The sequence below is a fragment of the Clostridium sp. TJA085 genome, from assembly GCF_058310235.1.
In genome coordinates, this window is the sequence record NZ_JBZEEZ010000001.1 from 1,116,644 (window position 1) to 1,138,150 (window position 21,507).

25 protein-coding genes and 1 other annotated feature are annotated in these 21,507 nt (G+C 27.1%); of the genes, 3 read left to right on the plus strand and 22 right to left on the minus strand.

The window, feature by feature from the left end; all coding sequences use genetic code 11:
- Positions 1-3: 3 nt before the first annotated feature.
- On the minus strand, positions 4-354 hold the full coding sequence (locus AC4FQW_RS05740) for a hypothetical protein (RefSeq protein WP_303128808.1): 351 nt from the start codon (positions 352-354) through the stop codon (positions 4-6).
- Between the two features lie 95 nt (positions 355-449).
- Here AC4FQW_RS05740 and AC4FQW_RS05745 point away from each other — a divergent pair, with 95 nt between their 5' ends.
- A complete protein-coding gene (locus tag AC4FQW_RS05745) occupies positions 450-1,223 on the plus strand; it encodes a histidinol phosphate phosphatase (RefSeq protein ID WP_491147786.1) in 774 nt (257 codons plus the stop codon).
- Positions 1,224-1,276: 53 nt separating this feature from the next.
- Here AC4FQW_RS05745 and AC4FQW_RS05750 read toward each other — a convergent pair whose 3' ends face one another.
- The 4 genes from AC4FQW_RS05750 to cax all read right to left on the minus strand — a co-directional run bounded on the left by AC4FQW_RS05750 (position 1,277) and on the right by cax (position 5,157).
- A complete protein-coding gene (locus AC4FQW_RS05750; RefSeq protein WP_491147788.1) occupies positions 1,277-2,242 on the minus strand; it encodes an aromatic acid exporter family protein in 966 nt (321 codons plus the stop codon).
- A gap of 16 nt (positions 2,243-2,258) precedes the next feature.
- A complete protein-coding gene (locus AC4FQW_RS05755) occupies positions 2,259-3,458 on the minus strand; it encodes an alanyl-tRNA editing protein (RefSeq protein WP_491147790.1) in 1,200 nt (399 codons plus the stop codon).
- A gap of 108 nt (positions 3,459-3,566) precedes the next feature.
- Positions 3,567-4,082, minus strand: coding sequence for a nitroreductase family protein (locus tag AC4FQW_RS05760; RefSeq protein ID WP_491147792.1), 516 nt, complete (start codon positions 4,080-4,082; stop codon positions 3,567-3,569).
- A gap of 31 nt (positions 4,083-4,113) precedes the next feature.
- A complete protein-coding gene (cax, locus tag AC4FQW_RS05765; protein WP_491147794.1) occupies positions 4,114-5,157 on the minus strand; it encodes a calcium/proton exchanger in 1,044 nt (347 codons plus the stop codon).
- Positions 5,158-5,489: 332 nt separating this feature from the next.
- Positions 5,490-5,732: a binding site (T-box leader), on the plus strand.
- Positions 5,733-5,937: 205 nt separating this feature from the next.
- Here cax and tyrS point away from each other — a divergent pair.
- Entirely contained in the window at positions 5,938-7,167 is a 1,230-nt protein-coding gene (gene tyrS, locus AC4FQW_RS05770; protein WP_491147796.1) for a tyrosine--tRNA ligase, read from the plus strand.
- Between the two features lie 373 nt (positions 7,168-7,540).
- Positions 7,541-9,172 (plus strand): aspartate 4-decarboxylase, encoded by a 1,632-nt coding sequence (gene aspD / locus AC4FQW_RS05775; protein ID WP_491147798.1) that lies wholly within the window; start codon positions 7,541-7,543, stop codon positions 9,170-9,172.
- Between the two features lie 112 nt (positions 9,173-9,284).
- Here the strand turns inward: aspD and AC4FQW_RS05780 are convergent, their stop codons facing one another.
- The 17 genes from AC4FQW_RS05780 to cutD all read right to left on the minus strand — a co-directional run bounded on the left by AC4FQW_RS05780 (position 9,285) and on the right by cutD (position 21,443).
- The gene (locus AC4FQW_RS05780; protein WP_303128794.1) at positions 9,285-9,581 is read right to left on the minus strand and encodes a YciI family protein; all 297 of its coding nucleotides are present in this window, start codon (positions 9,579-9,581) and stop codon (positions 9,285-9,287) included.
- A 32-nt stretch (positions 9,582-9,613) separates the two neighbouring features.
- Positions 9,614-11,752 (minus strand): DNA helicase RecQ, encoded by a 2,139-nt coding sequence (gene recQ, locus AC4FQW_RS05785; RefSeq protein ID WP_491147800.1) that lies wholly within the window; start codon positions 11,750-11,752, stop codon positions 9,614-9,616.
- 86 nt (positions 11,753-11,838) lie between these two features.
- Entirely contained in the window at positions 11,839-12,405 is a 567-nt protein-coding gene (locus AC4FQW_RS05790) for an NUDIX hydrolase (RefSeq protein WP_303128791.1), read from the minus strand.
- Between the two features lie 25 nt (positions 12,406-12,430).
- On the minus strand, positions 12,431-12,868 hold the full coding sequence (locus tag AC4FQW_RS05795; protein WP_491147803.1) for a GNAT family N-acetyltransferase: 438 nt from the start codon (positions 12,866-12,868) through the stop codon (positions 12,431-12,433).
- 164 nt (positions 12,869-13,032) lie between these two features.
- A complete protein-coding gene (locus AC4FQW_RS05800) occupies positions 13,033-13,167 on the minus strand; it encodes a clostri-philic family protein (RefSeq protein ID WP_303128787.1) in 135 nt (44 codons plus the stop codon).
- Between the two features lie 332 nt (positions 13,168-13,499).
- Positions 13,500-13,787, minus strand: a complete 288-nt coding sequence (eutM, locus tag AC4FQW_RS05805) for an ethanolamine utilization microcompartment protein EutM (protein WP_039311881.1) — start codon at positions 13,785-13,787, stop codon at positions 13,500-13,502.
- 66 nt (positions 13,788-13,853) lie between these two features.
- Positions 13,854-14,513, minus strand: a complete 660-nt coding sequence (locus AC4FQW_RS05810; RefSeq protein WP_491147806.1) for a phosphate propanoyltransferase — start codon at positions 14,511-14,513, stop codon at positions 13,854-13,856.
- 25 nt (positions 14,514-14,538) lie between these two features.
- Positions 14,539-16,134 (minus strand): acetaldehyde dehydrogenase (acetylating), encoded by a 1,596-nt coding sequence (locus AC4FQW_RS05815; RefSeq protein WP_491147808.1) that lies wholly within the window; start codon positions 16,132-16,134, stop codon positions 14,539-14,541.
- A 26-nt stretch (positions 16,135-16,160) separates the two neighbouring features.
- A complete protein-coding gene (locus AC4FQW_RS05820) occupies positions 16,161-16,799 on the minus strand; it encodes a BMC domain-containing protein (RefSeq protein WP_491147810.1) in 639 nt (212 codons plus the stop codon).
- A gap of 23 nt (positions 16,800-16,822) precedes the next feature.
- Entirely contained in the window at positions 16,823-17,497 is a 675-nt protein-coding gene (locus tag AC4FQW_RS05825) for a EutQ-related cupin domain-containing protein (protein WP_491147812.1), read from the minus strand.
- Between the two features lie 128 nt (positions 17,498-17,625).
- The gene (locus AC4FQW_RS05830; RefSeq protein ID WP_303128778.1) at positions 17,626-17,892 is read right to left on the minus strand and encodes a EutN/CcmL family microcompartment protein; all 267 of its coding nucleotides are present in this window, start codon (positions 17,890-17,892) and stop codon (positions 17,626-17,628) included.
- Positions 17,889-18,191 carry a BMC domain-containing protein gene (locus AC4FQW_RS05835; RefSeq protein WP_303128777.1) on the minus strand — a complete coding sequence of 101 codons (303 nt, stop codon included), beginning with the start codon at positions 18,189-18,191 and terminating at the stop codon, positions 17,889-17,891. The genes AC4FQW_RS05830 and AC4FQW_RS05835 overlap by 4 nt, the downstream gene beginning before the upstream one ends.
- A 16-nt stretch (positions 18,192-18,207) precedes the next feature.
- Positions 18,208-19,053 carry an ethanolamine utilization protein EutJ gene (gene eutJ / locus AC4FQW_RS05840; protein WP_491147814.1) on the minus strand — a complete coding sequence of 282 codons (846 nt, stop codon included), beginning with the start codon at positions 19,051-19,053 and terminating at the stop codon, positions 18,208-18,210.
- Positions 19,054-19,057: 4 nt separating this feature from the next.
- The gene (locus tag AC4FQW_RS05845; protein WP_491147817.1) at positions 19,058-19,672 is read right to left on the minus strand and encodes a cobalamin adenosyltransferase; all 615 of its coding nucleotides are present in this window, start codon (positions 19,670-19,672) and stop codon (positions 19,058-19,060) included.
- Positions 19,673-19,688: 16 nt separating this feature from the next.
- On the minus strand, positions 19,689-20,123 hold the full coding sequence (locus tag AC4FQW_RS05850; RefSeq protein ID WP_491147819.1) for a EutP/PduV family microcompartment system protein: 435 nt from the start codon (positions 20,121-20,123) through the stop codon (positions 19,689-19,691).
- Entirely contained in the window at positions 20,120-20,488 is a 369-nt protein-coding gene (locus AC4FQW_RS05855) for a BMC domain-containing protein (protein WP_491147821.1), read from the minus strand. The genes AC4FQW_RS05850 and AC4FQW_RS05855 overlap by 4 nt, the downstream gene beginning before the upstream one ends.
- A gap of 1 nt (position 20,489) precedes the next feature.
- Positions 20,490-21,443, minus strand: coding sequence for a choline TMA-lyase-activating enzyme (gene cutD, locus AC4FQW_RS05860; RefSeq protein WP_303128772.1), 954 nt, complete (start codon positions 21,441-21,443; stop codon positions 20,490-20,492).
- Between the last annotated feature and the right edge of the window lie 64 nt (positions 21,444-21,507).

Sequence of the window (21,507 nt, forward strand, 5' to 3'; positions counted from 1 at the left end):
CTATTAGTCCATTGATTCTAAAATATCTATTATCCATTTACCACAATCAACACATTTATAAACTCTTATAACAAAAAGATCAAACTTTTCATTTTTAAGAACATTTTCATATTGCTCTTTTTCTTCTTTTGTTACAAATTCATCATTAGAATTTATATATCCATGTATTTCAACATAATAATTTTTCTTACTTATCTTACAGCACTCATTAATTTCAACACATTCAATTTCTTCATAAGTTAAATTATCTTCTAATTCTTTAATAATTGGAATTATATCCTCAAATTCATTAATATCATCTAAAAAGTCTTCTTCATAAAAAGACATATCTTTTATTTTAAATAATTCTTTCATAATACATCCTCCTTATTATAGGCCTTAATCTTCTTTATTATAATACTATGCTATAATATAAAAAAGCAATTTTATAATTGGAGGTGCTTAAATTCATGATTTTTGATAGTCATATGCATACAGAATTATCTTCTGATAGCAAAATATTATTATCTGATATTTTAGATAAATCTTCTAAGCTTAATATAGGATGTATATTAACAGAACACTTAGATTTAAATTATCCAGTAGAGGATTTATTTAAAGTTGACTGCAAATTATTCTTTGAAAAATACTCAAAATATAGAAATGATAATTTACTTTTAGGAATAGAAGTTGGTCTTTCTAAAACTATAATTGAAGAGGCTACTTTAATTACAAATTCTTTTCCTTTTGATTTTATTTTAGGTTCAATACATTCTATTAATAATATAGATATTTTTTCAGACTCTAATAAAGATAATATGTCAAAAGAAGAATTTTTCAAATCATATTTTGAAGAAATGTTAAATGATATAAAGCTTTTTGATAACTTTGATTCATTAGCTCATATAGATTATCCTTGTAGATATTTACACTTTAAAGACAATAACATATATTTATCTGAATATGAAAATTACATAAATGAAATTTTTAAAGTTTTAATTAAAAAAAATAAAGTTATTGAATTAAATACTAGAAGGTTAAATGATAAGAAAGCTATTGATTCATTAATACCTATATATAAAAGATACAGAGAATTAGGTGGCAAGTATGTAACAATAGGGTCTGATTCACACAATAAAGAATCTATTGGTAAAAACTTTGATGTAGCCTTAAATATTATAAAAGAATGTAACCTTACTCCAGTTTACTTTAAGGAAAGAAAAATTCATATTATAAAATTATAAAAATAAGGTTATCTATAACGAGAGAATTTATTATCCCCTCGTTATGGACAACCTTATTTATTATTTTTATGTAATTTCATAAAATCTTTCTTTATGTATAGAAAATCTTCTAGGTCATTTAAAAATTGAAATAACATAGCTCTATTTTCAAATTCTTCTCTTGTTTTTGGAAGATCCATTTCTTTATATCTAGCTCTTAACTTATTTAAATTATATATAAGTTCTATACAATCGTTATTTGAATATATATTATTTGCAATATTTTCAGTAAACTCTGCCATTATTTTTGTTTGGTCATAAGTTATAGAAAATCTTGAAAAGTGAGAATTCATTCTCTTTATAGTTTCTAATTGTTTACTTCTCATTTCTATATAGTCTATATAATAATATTCATTTTTAAATATATAATTATTATTTATCTTATATGCTATTTCTCTAGTTTCTTCTATTACTCTATCTATTTCTCTAAGTCTTTTTCTTTCATTTATGGGAACTGCCTTTATTAATAAACTCTTTGACATATCGTTTATTATATCCCTATAAGTCTCTTCTATTTTTTCTTTATTTTTATTAAATTCATCACTTAAAGATGGCATATATAAGTTAAAAAGTGAAGCTACTCCTATTCCTATTAAAGTAACTAGTTCCTCATTTATTATCCATGTTAAATCTATATTAGAACTTACAAGAAGATGTGTTGATAAAACAGCTCCAACCACCATACCTTCTTCTACTTTTAAAATTTTAGTAGCAGGAATAAAAATAAGTAAAAATAACCCAAATACTATTGAATCATTTCCAAGCATAACATACAAAATATAAGACAATCCAACTGCTATAGTTGCAGCTATTAATCTTCTAAAGCCAACTAATAATGCTTCTTTTTTTGTTCTTTGTATACTAAGTATTGCTATTATCCCTGCTGTAACACCAAACTTTAATCCTAATGCTTCTGCTATCATTATAGCCATAGTAGCTGATGTAGCCATTTTAAATGTATTATTAGTTAAAATTTTCATATATTCCCCTAAATTATTATTTTAAATTTTCTTTTATTTTCATAAAAGCATAATCTAAAACAGATTCTAAATTATTATTATTTTTTCCTCCGCCTTGTGCAAGTATTGAATTTCCACCACCTCTTCCATCAATTAAACTAATTGAATCTTTAAGTAAATCATTCATACTTATATTTACTCCCTTTGAGCATGAATAAATCAAATTAGCTCTTTCACCATTTTTAACTGCAAATAAAGCTATTACGTTATCACACTCTGAAAGTTTTGTAGCTATTTTGCTAATATATTTCACATCTTCATTATCATATATTTCTTTAATTACAGATATATTTCCTATCTTAGGCGAATTTTCGATAAGTTCCTTTCCTTTGTAATCTGAAATTTCTAATGTAAGACTTCTATTTTTACTATTTAGCTCTTTAACTTCTTCATTTAATTTTTTAATACTATTTATAGCTTCTTTATCATTACAACTTAAAAAATTACATATACTCCTTGAAAATTCATCTTTTTTTAGATAATCTATTATGGCTCTATTTCCTGCTAAATATTCTATTCTTGTATTTCCTTTGTGCTTTTCAAATCTTAAAAGCTTTATACATTGAAGTTCTATAGTTCTACTTGGATGTACTCCACAACATGCATTTATATCCAAGTCTTCAATTTTTACTACCCTAATCTTTTCATTTGTTTTAGGTAAATCTCTTCTAAGTCCTAGCTTTTTAAGTTCTCTTTTCTCAGGCAATAAAAACTCAACCTTTAAATTTTCATTTATCATTTTATTAGCAAACTGCTCTGCTTCTCTTATTTTTCCTTCAGTAAGTTCTCCAACTATATCTATGGTACTTATTTCTTTTCCTAAATGAATTCCAGCTGTATTTTGATTAAACAACTTAAAGAAACATCCTGAGAGAGTATGTTGTGCTAAGTGCTGTTGCATATAATCAAATCTTCTTTCCCAATCTATTTTACATTTTACTTTATGTATTTTTATTGGTTTTTTATTTAATACATGAACTACATTTCCGTTTTCTTCATAAACATTTATAACTTCACAATTTTCTATAAAGCCTATATCACAAGGTTGACCTCCCCCACCTGGAAAAAATGCAGTTTTATCCAATACAACATTGTATTCACCATTTCTTTCTACTACATTTTCAATTTCAGCTGTAAATTCCTTTATATACTGATCTATATAATATAATTTTTCCAAAAATAATCTACTTCCCTTCTAACAGTATTGTACATAGTATATCATTTATACACTAATAAATGTAACAAGAGCTTAAATACTCTATAAAATATTTAAGCTCTTACTTTATTAATATTTATTATAATGAGTTTTTGTAAAATTTAAATCCTCTAATTTATAAGCTAACTTTTCTTCATCCTTATAACCTAATGTAATTATATTTAATACTGCCATATTACTTGGTATATCTAAAACTTCTCTTACAGCATCTTCTGATGATATATTTCCAGATTTTCTATTTCTAATTTGTATCCAGCAAGAACCAAGTCCTAAATCTTCAGCTTCCAACATAATATTTGTTGATGCAATAGATGCATCTTCAATCCAAACATTACTTTTTTCAAAATCTGCTAATACTACAATAGCCACAGGTGCTGTCTTTAATGCAACTGTCCCTTTATCTTTGCACCCTTCTAATTTCTCTAATATATTTTTATCATTAACAACAATAAATTCTACTGGCTTTTTATTCATTGAAGATGGTGCAAGAAGTGCTCCCTTAAGTATTTGTTCTAATTTAAAATCTTCCACCATTTTATTTTTATATTTTCTTATACTTCTTCTTTTACTTAATAATTCAACCATAATCTAACCACCCTTTATAATATTTATTTTATTATACTATAAAAAATGAAGCTGCTATTATAATATAAACTGCTAATAATTGAACCCCTTCTAACCAATTTGATTCTCCATCTAATGCAACTTTATTTGCTATTAAAACAGAAACTATTAAAGCAACAAGTTCAAAAGGATTAAATACTATACTCATTGGCGTAAAAATCAAACTTAAAAATATTAATACTGGTGCAACAAATAATATTATTTGAAGACTTGATCCTAATGCTATTTCAACAGAAACATCCATTTTATTTTTAAGTGCCATAACTACTGCAGTACTATGTTCAGCTGCATTACCTATTATAGGTATTAATATTATACCTACAAAAAATTCACTTAGCCCTAAAGTTTTAGTTATAGGTTCAACTCCGCTTACTAAAAGTTCACTTTCTATAGCAATTAAAACTGTAGATACTGCTAAAATTAAAATTGATTTTTTCATTGACCATTTAGCATTTCCACCTTCTTCAACTTCTGAATTATATAGGTCCTTATGTGTAAAAAATGAAAAAACTAAACTTAGTATATATATGAGAAACATAATTATAGCTACTATAATACTAAGTCCTTCATATTTTGTATTTAATAATTCCGGACTTACAGTATGAGTAAATATTGCTGGTATACTAAGTCCTATAACTGCAAACAAAAGCATACTAGAACTTATATCTATAATCTTTTCATTAAATTTTTGAATTTTATATTTTAATCCACCAGCTAACATACTAGCTCCTAAAACTAATAAAACATTTCCTATAACTGAACCTGCAATAGATGCTTTTACTACATCAAATAATCCACTTTTTAAAGCAAAAAATGATATTATAAGTTCTGTTGCATTACCAAATGTAGCATTTAAAAACCCTCCTATTTTAGGTCCTGTATAAAATGATATTTCTTCAGTAGCTTCCCCCATAAGTCCTGCAAGAGGAATTATTGAAAGTGCAGCTAATATAAATATTATTGTTGGAGATACATGCATAAATTCTGCAATAATACTTATAGGAATAAATATTAATAAGTATTTTAATATTTTCATATTCAAACCTCTTCCTAATTTAAATTTATATAAACCTTTAATATACAAAATTCTATAACTTAATTTAAAGCTTTTAACTATTATTTTGACTTAATATAATAGTTTTCTTATTTAAAAATTATACAATATAAATATTAATAAATTTTAAATAAGAAAACTATTAACTTCTCTAATTTCTTTATTTTAAATAACTATATTTTTATATAATTAAATTTTACAAACTAACCAAATATTAATTTAAATTGAAATATTTTTTAAATATTATTGACTATAAAAATTTATAATATTATAATGAATTCATATAACAAAAAATTATTTGTATTGTAATAATATTAAAGACTATGAAAAGAACAAGTAAAAATATCTAAGATTTAACAGAAAGTTGCCGGTTGATGAGAGGCACTAAATCAGTTATTTTGAATACATCTTGGAGTCATACATTGAACCCTATTATATTTTAATAGGAATTAGATGTTATCGGTTAAGAACCGTTATTAACTTATTAAGATGTTACATACTATTTATTTGTATGTTTCAAATTAAGGTGGTACCGCGTGAGTAATCTCGTCCTTATTGGATGAGATTTTTTTATTTTATTCAAATTAAAAAACTATATAAACATAGTTTATATAGTTTTAATAAAAGATTTAATAATTAAGCATAATTATTGATCTTCTACAATATTATTTTTTCCCAAATATAATTATATTGTTTTTTTTAAAGAAGGTCAATAATTAATGCTAAATATATAAATTACATTAATTATTGGAGGTAATGAACATGGAAAGAAATGTTTTAGATGTTCTAAAAGAGCGTGGATACATTAAACAATTCACACATGAAGAAGAAACAAGAGAATTACTTGGAAAAGAGAAAGTTACTTTTTATATTGGATTTGATCCAACTGCAGACAGCCTACATGTTGGGCATTTTATAGCAATGATGTTTATGGCTCATATGCAAAAAGCTGGCCATAGACCTATCGTTCTCGTTGGTGGTGGAACCGTTACTATCGGTGACCCAAGTGGCAAAACTGATATGAGAAAAATGTTAACTGATGAACAAATTCAACATAATGTTGAGTCAATAAAAAATCAACTTTCAAAATTCATAGATTTTGAAGATGGAAAAGCAATATTAGTAAACAATGCTGATTGGCTTAGAGGTTTAAATTACATAGATTTCTTAAGAGAAGTTGGTGGACACTTTACTGTTAACAAAATGTTAGCTGCTGATGCTTTCAAAAGAAGATTTGCCCTTGATAGAGGTTTATCTTTCTTAGAATTTAACTATATGTTAATGCAAGCTTACGATTTCCTTATTTTAAATAAAAAATATGGTTGTAAGATGGAGCTTGGTGGAGATGATCAATGGTCAAATATGATTGCAGGGGTTGATTTAGTAAGAAAGAAAAAAGGTGAAAGCGTATATGCTATGACTTGTACCCTACTTACTAATAGCGAAGGTGAAAAAATGGGTAAAACTGTTGGTGGAGCTTTGTGGCTTGACCCAAAAAGAGTTTCTCCCTTTGAATTCTTCCAGTACTGGAGAAATATCGCTGATGTTGATGTAGAAAAATGCTTAAAACTTTTAACTTTTGTTCCACTTGATGAAATAGATAAATTATGTTCAGTTGAAGGCTCTGCTATAAATGAAGCTAAAAAGAAGTTAGCTTTTGAAATAACTAAATTAGTTCATGGTGAAGATAAAGCAAAAAAAGCTTTAAAAGCTTCAGAAGCACTCTTTGAAGGTGGTATTAATTTAGAACACGTCCCTACTATTGAATTAGAAAATACAAAAATCGGAAACAACTTAATTGACATACTAGTTGAAGTTAAAATCTTCCCATCAAAATCAGAAGCTAAAAGGTTTGTAACTCAAGGTGGTCTAACTTTAAATGATGAAAAAGTTCAAGACTTTGGAAAAACTTTAGAAAAAGAACACTTTAATCAAGGCTTTGCTATGATAAAAAAAGGTAAAAAAGGCTTTACTAAATTAATAATAAAATAATATTTCTTAATTAAACCATTTATCAAAGGATATCGAAAAATACAAAATCGATATCCTTTTCTTTCATTACTATAAACTTGTATATATTATTTTATAATATCAATTTAACTTTTTATAAATATAATTTAAAATCTAATATATTAAATAAATTCATTCTATTTTTTCACATAAATACTCTATAAAAATTTACTTTTATGTATAATTCACAAAAAAATACCCATTATAACTATTAAAAATTTATATAAAAATAATTTAATATCACTCTAAAAAAATTTAACAATATTATTACTGTTTATCTATTTTATTGAACAAAAGTTGTTGTATAGTTTTTTTGGGGCTAAATTTATATATTATTTTCAGGAGGATTTTTTATATGAAAATTAATACTTCAGACATTAAACAAATAGAAAAAGTTTATGGAAAAATAAGTCCCTTTGAGTTTAAAGATAAACTTATAGAAATTGCAAAAAAAGATTTAGATGTTAGTAAACGTCCTTTACTTGATGCTGGAAGAGGAAATCCAAACTGGACATGCGCAACACCACGTCAAGCCTTCTTTACTTTTGGTCAATTTGCTGCTCTTGAAACTCAAAGAGTTTGGAAAGATGGAGATCTTGCAGGTATGCCTCATAAAAAAGGCATATATAATAGATTTAAAGAATTTGCAGATGAAAATATAAATTCACCAGGTATAGAACTTTTAATAAATATAATAGAATATGGTATTAATAATAAAAATTTTGATGCTGATTCTTGGGTTTATGAACTTACAGATGGAATAATCGGAGACAACTATCCATTCCCTGATAGAATGTTAAGTCATATAGAAAGCATAGTTCATGATTATTTAGTTAAGGAAATGTGTTCTTCTGATTTTAGTAATTCATCCTTTGATATATTTGCAGTAGAAGGTGCAACTGCTGCTATGTGTTATATATTTGATTCATTAAAAGCAAATGAACTTTTATGCAAAGGAGATAGAATTGCTATAATCACCCCAGTATTTACCCCTTACTTAGAGATACCAAAAATACCAAGATATAGCCTTGATATTATACAAATTAAAGCAAATGAAAATCCAAATACCGGTAACTATTCATGGCAAGTACCTTCCGAAGAATTAGAAAAACTTAAAGATAATTCTATAAAAGCATTGTTTATAGTAAATCCTGGGAATCCTTCCTCTGTTGCTTTGACAAACGAAAGCAAAGATAATTTAATAAAAATAGTAAAAGAAAATAATCCAAATTTAATAATAATATCAGATGATGTTTATGGAACTTTTGTGCCAGGTTTTCGTTCATTAATGGCTGATTTACCTTATAATACAATTGGAGTATATTCTTTTTCAAAATATTTTGGTGTTACAGGTTATCGTCTCGGAACTATCGCTCTTCAAAAAGATAATGTTTTAGATAAATTAATTAGAGAACTTCCTAAAGAAAAGAAAAATCTAATTAAATCTCGTTATAAAGATTTATCTACAAATTGTGATAATATCCCTTTTATTGATAGATTGGTTGCAGATAGCAGACAGGTTGCTCTTAATCATACCGCTGGTCTTTCAACACCACAGCAAGTACAAATGGCTTTTTTCTGTGCCTTTGCACTACTTGATAAAGATGATAATTATAAAAAGCTAACAATAGAAATTTGCCGTCGTCGTAAAAAATTATTGTTTGATGGCTTAGGAATTGAACTTAAGGATAATAAATATAGTGCTTACTATTACACTGAATTTAATATACTTAAATGGGCTAGAAATTCTTTTGGTGAAGATTTCGCTAATTACTTACAAGATAATTATAAATTAGTATATATACTTTATGAATTAGCTAAAGAATGTTCGATAATAGTTTTATCTGGAAGTGGTTTTGATGATTCAGAATGGTCTCTTAGAGTTTCTCTTGCAAATCTAGATGATCAAGAATATTATACTATAGGTAAAGTAATGCGTAGACTTATGATAAATTTAATTGAAGAATGGAATTCTACAACTAAATAAATTTTTAAATTTAAAATTAAGGGTTAGCAAACTGCTTACCCTTTATCTATTTATACTAATAATTTTAAATATAAATCGTAAATTTTATAAAGTATTAATTATAATCTTAATTTTATTTATTAAACCATGCTTTTGGTGATTCATTAAAATAATGTGGATTAAACTCTATAATTTTATATTCCTGTATTCCATTTATATTAAAAGGTTCATTTGATAAATATTCTTGTACCATTTGTAAGGACTCTAATTTAATAACAAACATTCCTCCACTCATGTCTTCTTTAAGTCCAGACATTAATATAAGTCCTTCATCCATAGCTTTTTTAGTATAATCCATATGTTCTTTCATAATACTATCATTTATTTTATCTACATTTTTTAATATACCTTCAACTATAAAATATTTCATTTATTTTTCCTCCTAATCTCATTATTAAATATCTATCTATTACTTTCCATATTATATTTTAATATAACTAACTTTATTTGGTCATAAGTTATATTGCTTGGTAATGCTTCTTTTATTGGCTTTATCTTTAAATATCCAATATCTTTTACTTTTTCTAATATAATTTTTTCTTCTACTTCAGTAAAGTATTTATTAAAATTAATATTAAAATCGACTTCAAACCCTTCTGATACATATTGATTTATGTGAGATATAATAGTTGATATTGTGATTTTTCTATTGCTTGCTATTTCTTCTAAAGACATATTATCTTTAATCATATTTACTGTTATTTCATAAGATTTTTGCTTTTTTATTTTTTCTTTATTATTATTTAAATTTTCATTGTCCCATTTTTTATCTATATTATTTTCATTTATATAATTTTGTATTTTACTTATAAAAATATTTCCATACTTCTCAATTTTCTTTTCACCTACTCCACTTATTTCAATAAGCTGAGTATTATTAATAGGCATTCTAATACTCATTTCCTTTATAGTATTATCTCCAAAAACCATATACGGTGGTATTTTTTCACTTTCTGAAATATCTCTTCTAAGTTCTTTTAATATATTAAATAAATCATTATTTTCTATTAATTTAATTATCTTTCTTTGCTCTTTAAATAATACAGTTTCACTTCCCTTAACTACTTCAAGAGATTTTGAATTTGGTTTAACAACAGGATACTCACCACCATAATTAATATATCCATGAGCAATTAAAGTATTTATAAAATCCTTTAATTCTTCTTTTGAATAATCTTTCATTATTCCATAAGTAGTTAATTCATGTAAGTTTAATTCTTTTATCTTTTTATTATTAGAACCTCTTAATACATCAATTATCATCCCTATTCCATAAGGTCTTTTCATTCTATATATACATGATATTACCTTTTGAGCATCTATTGTCTTATTAACAACTTCTCCATCTGATTCACAATTACTGCAATTATTACAATCTTCTTTAAGCTCTTCCCCAAAATAACTAAGTATATACTTTCTATAACATCCATTAAAATAAACTAAGTCTGTCATGCTTTTAAGTTTTGATAATTCATTTAATTTTCTATTTGGATTTACTGTCCCTGTTTCTATAATATATTTTTGAGTTTGAACATCGCCAGGTGAAAATAACATTATACATTCTGAAGGTTCTAAATCTCTTCCTGCTCTTCCTATTTCCTGATAATACCCCTCTATATTTTTAGGCATATTATAATGTATTACATATCTTATATTAGGTTTATCTATGCCCATACCAAAAGCATTAGTTGCTATCATTAAATTTGTTTTATCATATACAAAATCCTCTTGATTTTTCTTTCTCTCATCATCAGATAACCCAGCATGATATTTCCCGAGAAATAAATTTTTTTGTCTTAATAAGTCATATAAATAATCAACTTCCTTTCTAGTAGCACAATATATTATTCCTGATAGATCCTTATTTTTATCTACATAGTCTAATATATATTGTTTTTTATTAACTCCTTTTTCTATTATTATTTTTAAATTTTCCCTGTCAAATCCTGATATAAATACTTTTGGATTATTAAGATTTAAAAGATTTATTATATCTTCTCTAACTTCTTTTGTTGCTGTTGCAGTAAATGCTGTAACTATAGGTCTTTCTTTTAATACTTCAATAAAATTTTTAATTCTTCTATAACTACTTCTAAAATCATGTCCCCATGCTGATACACAATGTGCTTCATCTACGGCTATTTGTGCTATATCTTTATTTGATATTATATTTAAAAATTCTAATGATTCTAGCCTTTCTGGTGCTACATATAATATTTTTATATTTCCATCTTCTATATTTTTAAATGTATTTTTCATTTCAATATCTGAAAGCGAAGAATTTATATATGCAGATTCTACTCCTATACTATTTAATGTATCTACTTGATCTTTCATTAAAGATATTAAAGGTGAAACTACTATAGTTATTCCTTCTTTAAGTAAAGCAGGAACTTGATAACAGATGGACTTTCCTCCTCCTGTTGGCATTATTGCTACAACATCATTCCCATTAATTATTTCATTAATTATTTTTTCTTGACCTTTTCTAAAATTACTATATCCAAAATACTCTTTTAAGATTTTTAGTGCATTACTCAAAACATTTCTCCTTTTTCACACTTTACTTACTATCATTATAGACTAATTAATTAAATTATAAAAAGGAATTGTATATACAATTCCTTTTAGTCAATTTTTATATTCCCTCTATTTAAGATTTTCTTATATACATTTAACATAAATGGTTCTCTTTCAGTACATTTTTTTAAATCTTTTAAAGAAATCCACTTAACACCACTATTTTCATCTTCTTTTATTCTAAGTTTTTCATTCTCATCACCTTCAAAAAGATATGCAATTGACAAATGAAGATGTGGTGATACAAATTCTCCTCTTTTTATATGTCCTTCAACTGTAAGTATATCTATTGATGCTATTCCATTATAAAGTAACTTTGCACCTTTAAGCCCTGTTTCTTCTTCTAATTCTTTAAATGCAACCTTTAAAAAATCACTATCACCATCCATATGTCCACCTGTCCAAGCCCATGATTTATAAATATTATGATAAGCCATAAGTGCTTTATCTTTATTTTTATTTACTACAAAAGCCGAACTAGTTAAATGACAAACAACATTTTTCCTTGTTAATACATCATTAAAATTATTTATACACATTAATATAGCTTGCTTATCTTTTTCCTCTTGTTCATTTATTGGAATATATTTTTCTATTTCTTCTTTAAACCTCATAACTTCTCCCTATAATTTATATTTCTTATAAATTTTTTTCCATAACAACTAGCTTATCTACAATATTATAGCCATTTTTCTCATAAAAACCTTCTGTCATATCTCCTCTAGATGTCCATAAATATATATTATTTATACCTCTATCTTTTAGCCTAACAGTAAATTCATTTAATACTTTTTTTCCTATACCTTTTCCCTTTTTAGAATGATCTACACAAAACTCCTTTATATTAAAATGCATTCCGTCATAATAGTATTCATGGTTTCCCAAAATCATAGCAACTATTTCATTATCTAAATAGCATACAAGCCCATACGCTCCTTCACAATTTAACATCTGCTGTAATCTTTTTTTAGCAGTATCCTCTGTCCACTTATCATTCCACGGAGGTGCATTAAATGATTTTACATAAAGCTTTGAAACTTCTTCTAAATGTTCTATATTAAAAATTCTATACCTCATAATAATACCCCTTATTTTTATATATCTATATTTTTTATAATTATATCATTTTTAAAATAATTTAATTATTATTTTTTATAATTTAATATTTTTCTTTAGCTATAATTTATAATAAAAATTTAAAGGACTTTAATTATTTTTATTAAAGTCCTAAAATATACTTATTATATTTCTTCACCATCAAAAGTTTTATATCCTGAAGGCTTTTTACTATTTCCTACATTGTTTTGTTTTTCGTGTAACCTTTGTCTTCTTTCTCCCTTTTGCATAGGATTGCCTAAATTATCTTTCTTTGGCATAATATCATCTCCTTCCTCAAAATTATTTTTTCTCTAATTAAATTTAGTATACATATAATTATTCTTTATATTAAATAATTAAAAACTTTAAATATCATTAATAACCTAATATAAAATATTTTTATTCACTAACTTTAACCCATAGTATATATTTTAAATTTACTAAAATACAATTAAATTAAAGTATAGAATTTTATTTAAATTTGTATTTTTAGTATTTCATTTTTAATTTATTTAATAAAAATTTTTAGTTTAACCTCTCACTTTTTAACAACTAAAAAAGCTACCTTAAATAAGGTAGCTTTCTTAACTATTTTAACTATATTTATTAATTATTTTTCTTCTTTTGAAGCAGGTAATATAACTTCAACTTCTGAATGTGGTCTTGGAATAACGTGTACTGAAACTAACTCTCCAACTCTTTGAGCAGCAGCAGCTCCAGCATCTGTAGCAGCTTTAACAGCTCCAACATCACCTCTAACCATTACAGTTACAAGTCCGCCTCCAACATATTCTTTTCCTATTAAGTAAACATTAGCAGCCTTAACCATTGCGTCAGCAGCCTCTATTGATCCTACTAATCCTTTTGTTTCAATCATTCCTAAAGCATCGTATTTCATATTAAAATCCTCCTAAAAATCCAATTATTTTTTATTTAAATTATTTTTTAACTTATTTTATTTGTGTTAGGCACTTTCCCTAACAATTTTAATTTTTGATTTTGGTGTTATACCAAATGAATTTGCCTCTTCAACATCTAAATGACATTCAAGACTAAATGAATCATTTGTTCTAATACTTACATTATTTAATATTCCACCTCTAAGTCCATCTACTTCAATTTTTACGATTTCCCCGTCAGTGACTCCAAAATGTTCCGCATGTTTATTGTTCATATGAATATGTCTTTGAGCTACTATAACTCCTTCTTCTAATTGGACACTTCCCTTAGGTCCTATTAAAGTAATACCTGATGTATCTTTTAAATCACCTGAAAGTCTAACACTTGGTGATACTCCAGCTTTTCTACAATCTCCTATTGATAGTTCAACTTGTGTTTTACTTCTAACAGGTCCAAGTACTCTTACTTTTTCTATAGAACCTCTAGGTCCGCATATTGTTATAGTTTCTTTACAAGCATATTGTCCTTTTTGAGATAAGTCTTTTAACTTTGTTAATTCATATCCCTCTCCAAAAAGTATTTCTACATGCTTTTTTGAAAGATGTATATGTCTATTAGAAATTCCTACTGGTATTTCAAATGATTCTTTAATTTGTTTTTTCTTTTCTTCACTTTCCTTAACTGCTGTAAGTAAAAGCTTTAATACTTCGTCTAAATTTTCCATGTTCAAATCTTCCTCTTCATAGTCTCTATTTTTTCATAGTTGCTATGATCTTATTTACTAAGTCCATTACTTCCTCATTATCTAAGTTATTGACTTTTTCTATTATTGTATTAGCAGTAGTTTCTGGTATCTCTGCTTTTCTTTGAATTTCTGCAGGGCTTAAATTCATTTCTGAATAACTTCTTCTGCTTGATTCTACACAACAACTAACATTATTAGCTTGAGGTTTAAAAGTTGTTTCTTGTAGTTCTCTATTTCTAACTATATTTTCACAATCTATTAATCCATAAGCTACTCTCTTTATATTTAAAAGGTGCATTGGAGTTACATTTTCAGATACTGAACTTCCTCCCCATGTTCCACATCCTAAAGTGAATGATGGCATAAGTCCTGTTGAAGCTCCTGTTCCTCCAAATGATCCACCTGTATTAACTAATATTCTTGATGCTGGCTTTTTAGCAAACTTCTTAACTATTTCAACATTCTCTGTATGAATACTCATTGTATGTCCTATTCCATTTTGAAGAAGTTCTATACTTAATTCACAAGCTTCCATCCAGTCATTTACTACATAAAATCCAAGTACTGTAGTAAGCTTTTCATATGAAAGTGGATATTTAGGACCAACTCCTCCTTGTCTTCCTATAAGTACTTTAGTTCCTTCTGGAACATAAAATCCTGCAGCTTTTGCTATTACATCAGCAGATCTTCCAACAAAAGCAGCATTCATAGCATTACCTTGCTTAAATAAAATATTGCAAACCTTATTAGTTTCCTCTTCTGTCATGAAGTATCCACCTTGTTTTTTAAGTTCCTCTACTACTTTAGCTTCATTGCAGTATTCACAAATTATTGATTGTTCTGATGCACATATAGTTCCATTATCAAATGTTTTACTAGCTATAATGTTTCTTATAGCTTTTTCAATATTTGCAGTTCTTTCAATATATGCTGGTGAGTTTCCAGCTCCAACACCTAATGCAGGTTTACCTGAAGAATAAGCTGCTTTAACCATACCAGGTCCACCAGTTGCTATAATTAAACTTACTTCTTTTGACTTCATAAGCTCATTAGTAGCTCCTAGTGAAGTTAATTCTACACAAGTTATAATATCTTCTGGTGCTCCTGCTTCTACAGCTGCATCATGCATAAGCTTAGCTGCTGTACTTGTACATTTTACTGCTGATGGATGTGGTGAAAATACTATAGCATTTCTTGATTTTATAGCTATAATTGATTTAAAAATTGCTGTTGATGTTGGGTTAGTTGAAGGAACTATTCCCATAACTAATCCTACTGGTTCAGCTATATCAATTAATTTATTTTCCTTATCCTCTTTAACAGTACCTATAGTTTTCATGTCTTTTATTGAATCATATAAAACTGTTGATGCTAAATTATTTTTAGTAGCCTTATCTAAAACTTTACCAAATCCAGTTTCTTCAACGGCCATCTCTGCTAAGCAAACTTCATGTTCCTTTGCCACTCTAACCATATTTCTAATTATTTTATCTATTTGTTCTTCGTTAAAATCAGCAATTTTATTTGCCGCTACTTTTCCTCTTCTTGCTAAATTTCTAGCTTGTTGTATTGATCTTAAATCTTTATCGAAATTTTCCAAATTAATTTTCCTCCTTCTTTAAAAGACTATTTTTTATAATAATTTCTAAGTCTAATTAGAAGAGAATCTTTATCTTCTTTTGAAATAGCCTTACTTGTTATATCAATATTTTTAAATTCTTTTGCTAACTTTCTTATTTTAGATACTTTTAAATTACCTAAAATCTCAAAAGCCTCATCTAATCCTTTTTCTTCTACAAGCTTGTCTAATTCTTCTTTTGTAAATTCTAAATCCATACTATTGTTTACAACTTCTAAAGCTTCAACTTCCTCTAAGGCTTCACTTATTATTTCTTCTTCTATATTTTCATTAATTTCTTCTTTAATAGCTTCTTCTACTATTTCGCATGAAACAGTTTCTTCTATAGATTCTTCTAATCTCTCTATAGCAGGTTTAGTTTCTATTATGCTTTCTAATTCATAGTGTGGTCTTGCAATCACATGGTGTGAAACTAAAATATTATCGCCTAGTCTATTTACTGCTGAAACTCCAGCATCAACTGCTGATTTAACAGCTCCAACATCTCCTGTTACAGTAACTGATACATATCCTCCACCAATATATACTTTTTCAAGGATATTAACATTTGCTGACTTCACCATGGCATCAGCTGCTTCAATAGTAGCTAACAATCCTTTAGTTTCTATCATTCCTATTGCTTGCATAATTATCTATCCTCCTTAAGTAATTAAAGTAAATCTGCCCAATTGGCTGGATATGTTGCATAAAATAACTTAGCTTTATTAGGTGATCCCCAAACTACTTTAGATCCTTTAGGAACAAATAACACATCTCCAGCATTTGCTTCGTAAGTTTTGCCGTTTATTTCTACAGTTACAGTTCCTTCAATAACATAGTCTATTTCCTCATAAGTTAATTCCCATTCAAACCTTGAGTCTTCAATAGTTAAAAAACCAGCACTCATTTTAGATTCATCTTTACTTATTAACTCTTGAAAAAATACTCTATCATTTGGATTTCCAGTATCAAATACATCCATTTTTACTGAACTTCCTTTTATAACCTTAAGTCCACTTTCATCGGTTGATGATACAAATTTTGAAGCTTCACCAGTAGCTAATATTTTTAGCATCTCTTGAAGCAAACCTTCATTAACCATTTGCTTAAACATCTCTAATAATTTCATAGAATCTAAATTTTTAGTTTCTATGCCTTCTAAGCATTTATCACTTTTACTACATACTTTTTTCTCTATACTTTTTTCTGTAGTAATTGAAATACCATTATTTTTAGCTATATCTTTAGCTGATGGAGTTAAAATTACGTCTTTGTCTATATAGAAAACCTTTTCTCCAGTTTCTAAAAATTCTTCCATATCTTTTGCACAAATCAACTTCTTCATTTTCTCACATCCTTTCAAAAGATTTATAATTCTATTTATATCTTTTGTTTTATATCAAGCATATTGATTAATTTCTTATCATTCATATTTAATTAATTAAAATACATGTAAGATGCTATATATATCGTTTACTCACTAAATTTGCAATCTTCATCAATAATTCCTATTACTGCTGCATCAACTGGAATTTCATCATCCCTAAGCATTTTTCTTGCAGATGATCCTGTACTTACGATAACTCTATCTCCAATTCCGGCTCCAATATTATCTACCACTATAAATCTTCTACCATTAAAGCTTCCGCCAATTTCTTCAGCTAACATAAACTTTAATCCGTAAAGATTATCAGCTTTTCTAGTTGCCCAAATATTGTCTATTAATTTTGCTGTTATCATAAGACTCTTCCCTCTTTCAACTTTAATTTGATTTCTTCTATTGCAGATTCTACTGATGAAGTATCTCCAAGTATAGCAATTGAGGTCATATGTTGAGGACAAATTCCTTTTATATCTTCAACTATTACTCCAGCTGCCTTTTCTGCAATATCTATAGCACAAATCATTTCAATTAGCTTGCCTTGAGCAAGCCCAATAGCATCTACATTTTTTATTGCTTCTTTTCCTTCTATACCCATTCTCTTTATAAGAGCACGTTTTGTTCCTTCTGTTGGCGATTTTATAAGTCTAAAATCCATAAGGCTCCAACTCCATTTAATCTATAATCTCACTTGTGCAACTAAGTGCTATTCCAAGTGGCGTAACAAACATTGGATTTTTTGGTTTATGCGTATATACTTTTATTTTGTTTTCTATTACTTCCTCTATTCCTGTAAGACAAGCAGTCCCTCCAACTAATGATATTTCCCTAACATCGTGATTTTTTATATGATCATTAATTATTGATCCAACCTTTTCAATTACAGGTTTTAAAACTGGTAATAACTCTGAATGATTGCTATTATCTCTTTTAAAATTATCTGCTTCATCAAATTTCATTCCATATGCACCTGATATAACTAAAGAGAAATGTGTTCCTCCTGTAGGCTCATCTGCCACATAAACTACTTTTCCATCTTTTATAATGGAAGTACCTGTAGTTCCTCCTCCTATATCTACAACTGCACCATTTTGAATTTTTAATACTTGATTTGCAGCTGTAGGCTCATCTAATAGATTTGTTAATTCAAATCCAGCAGCTTGTACAACATTTTTTATAGCACCACCATCTAAAGAATCTGTTCCTGGCGGTATAGCTGCTGCAGCATAAATTAGCTCAGTGCCTAATTTTTCTTCTATTTGTTGCTTAAGCTCTCGAACTATTTTTACTGCACCTATATAATCAACTACCATACCATCCCTTACTACATCAGCATATCTATATGCTCCTGCAACTGGTCTATAATTTTCATCTAAAACTGCTAAAACTATGCATGCAGTTCCAAGATCAACTCCTGTGTAATAAACAGATGATTTTTCTAAGATAGGTTTTTTTATAACTTTTTCAAACTCACTTACTAACTCATCACAGTACTCGAAAGTTTTACTTTTATCACTCAATTTTTTATCCTCCAATTTCTTTAGATATAGTCATAGATAATATATTTATAATATTTTCTAAATTAATTAAAATCTCTTTTACTAGCTCATCATTTTCATATTTTTCTAGAAGATAATATTTAAATTCATTAAGTTTACAAAGGAGGATGTAAAGATTTAATATTTGCTTACTATTTTTTAGGTGTATATAAACGTCTGTAATTTCTATTTCTTCATTATAAAAGTTACAAATTTTAGGATTGGATTCTAATTTAGTTTTTCCTTCTGTAAACTCTCTTATATTCTTTATTTCTCTTCCTAAATCAATAAGTTTCTGAGCTAAATTTAAGTCCTCATTAATTATCTTGCTTGCTGACTCTAAAAATGATGCTTCAATAGATTTACATTTATATGTAATAGTCTTATAACCATACTTATTATTTTCATCTATTAAAGTTTCATCTATTTTTTCTTCTTTTTTGCTATCTGTAGGTAAATTACTATTGATCTTTATCCCTTTATCAAGTAAGTATTGTCTACCTCCTGGAGTAAGCTTTTCATTTTCATTAAGCTTAAATTCCTTAAAGGGTTCCTTTCTATATAAGTCTTTTAAATAATCCTCAGTAATAAATCTAAACATATATCTATTCACCTACCTATTTAAGTAGATATTCTTTAAGTTTCTTCATATCTACATCACTATTTTCTCTAATTAAAAAATATGGCTCTATAATTCCTATTCTCTTTAGATTTTCTTTGCATTTATCTATATTTTCATAGTTACTACTAACTTTGTTTACAACCCCAATGACCTCTATATTAAAAAGATTCGCAAATCCTTCACTAATTATTTCATTAGGATTTTCATAATCTAAAACATATACTATTTTTTTAGCATCTTGAGCTAATGCTATTATATGTTTATACATCCAAGCACTATCTAAATAAGAACTAGGAATGTCCATAGTATTTTCACCATAAATAACATCGGCTGTCCGTTTTAGAGGACCATCATAATCATTTAAATAATTTACAATAGTTGTTTTCCCTGAATTTCTTCGCCCAACAACCATTATTCTCTTTTTCCTCATGTTCTAGTTATAGGGCATACTGTAAAACCTAACATATCTTTTAAAGTTTCATTTACTGAATTTAACGCTTCATAAACGCTATCTACGTTACCGCTTATTAAAACTGATCCTGTAAATCTATCTAAAAAACCAATTTCTACATCAGCAACTTTTGTTGCTATATCTGCAGCTATAATTGCAGTTTCATATGGTGTTAACGTTAGTATACCTATAGCTCCTTTTTCATCTATTCCTAATCTTTCATAAATATCTTTCATAGGAGATGCAATAATGTGTGATAAAGTTATCTGCTTTCCTGGTACTGACTCTTGAATTACCCTTTGTATATTTTTTTCTTTTAAGTTAACTATTTCTCCAACATTCATTTTAATGTCGAACTACCTTCGCATTCATATCATATCTTTTTATATAAGATTCAATTCGATTTAAATCTTCATCACTTAAACTAGGGTCACCGTATACAGGGTATTCAACTCCAAGTTGGTTATATTTATTAACTCCCATCTTATGATATGGTAATAAATCTATACCTTTAAAATTTTTATATTCTTTATATGGAAGTAAAAACTCCATAGCTTTTGTTATAGCTTCTTCACTATCATTTACACCTTTTAAAAGAGGCATACGTATTTGGACATTAAATTTATTTTGAAGAAGATTTTTTAAATTTTCTAAAATCTGTTCATTTCTAACTCCTGTCCATTTAAAATGCTCATCAGAGTTTATATGTTTAATATCAAATAGGAATAAATCAGTAAATTCTGCAATTTTTAAAATAGTTTCTGTTTTTGTATATCCTGAAGTTTCTATAGCAGTATTAATTCCAACATTTTTACATGCCATAAGAAGACTTAAGGCCGCTTCAGGTTGCATTAAAACTTCACCACCACCTAGGGTAACTCCGCCACCAGACATCTCATAAAAAGTTCTATCCTCTTCAATGATTTCTAATAGCTCTGATATTGTTTTATTTTCACCAATTATATTTATTGCTGATTTTACGCAAGCTTCTTCACATTTTTTACATCCAATACAATCTATATTTCTATTTATTTCATGAGTATTTGTAATACTATTTACTGTATGAATACCAACAGGGCAAACATCTACACATTCTAAACAATTTTCACAAAGATTGCTTTTAAACATTACCCTATTTTTCTTCATCATCCCTTCAGGATTAGCACACCATTTACAACGAAGTGGGCATCCTTGAAAGAATACTATAGTCCTAACACCTGGGCCATCATACATATTGTATTTTTGTATATTGAAAATTCTTGCTTGTCTTTCAATAATTCCATTTGCATTATTATTCATATCTAAACTCTCCAGCTTTCTTAAGATTATGTAGTAGAAAAACTACTACATAATCTATAGTTTT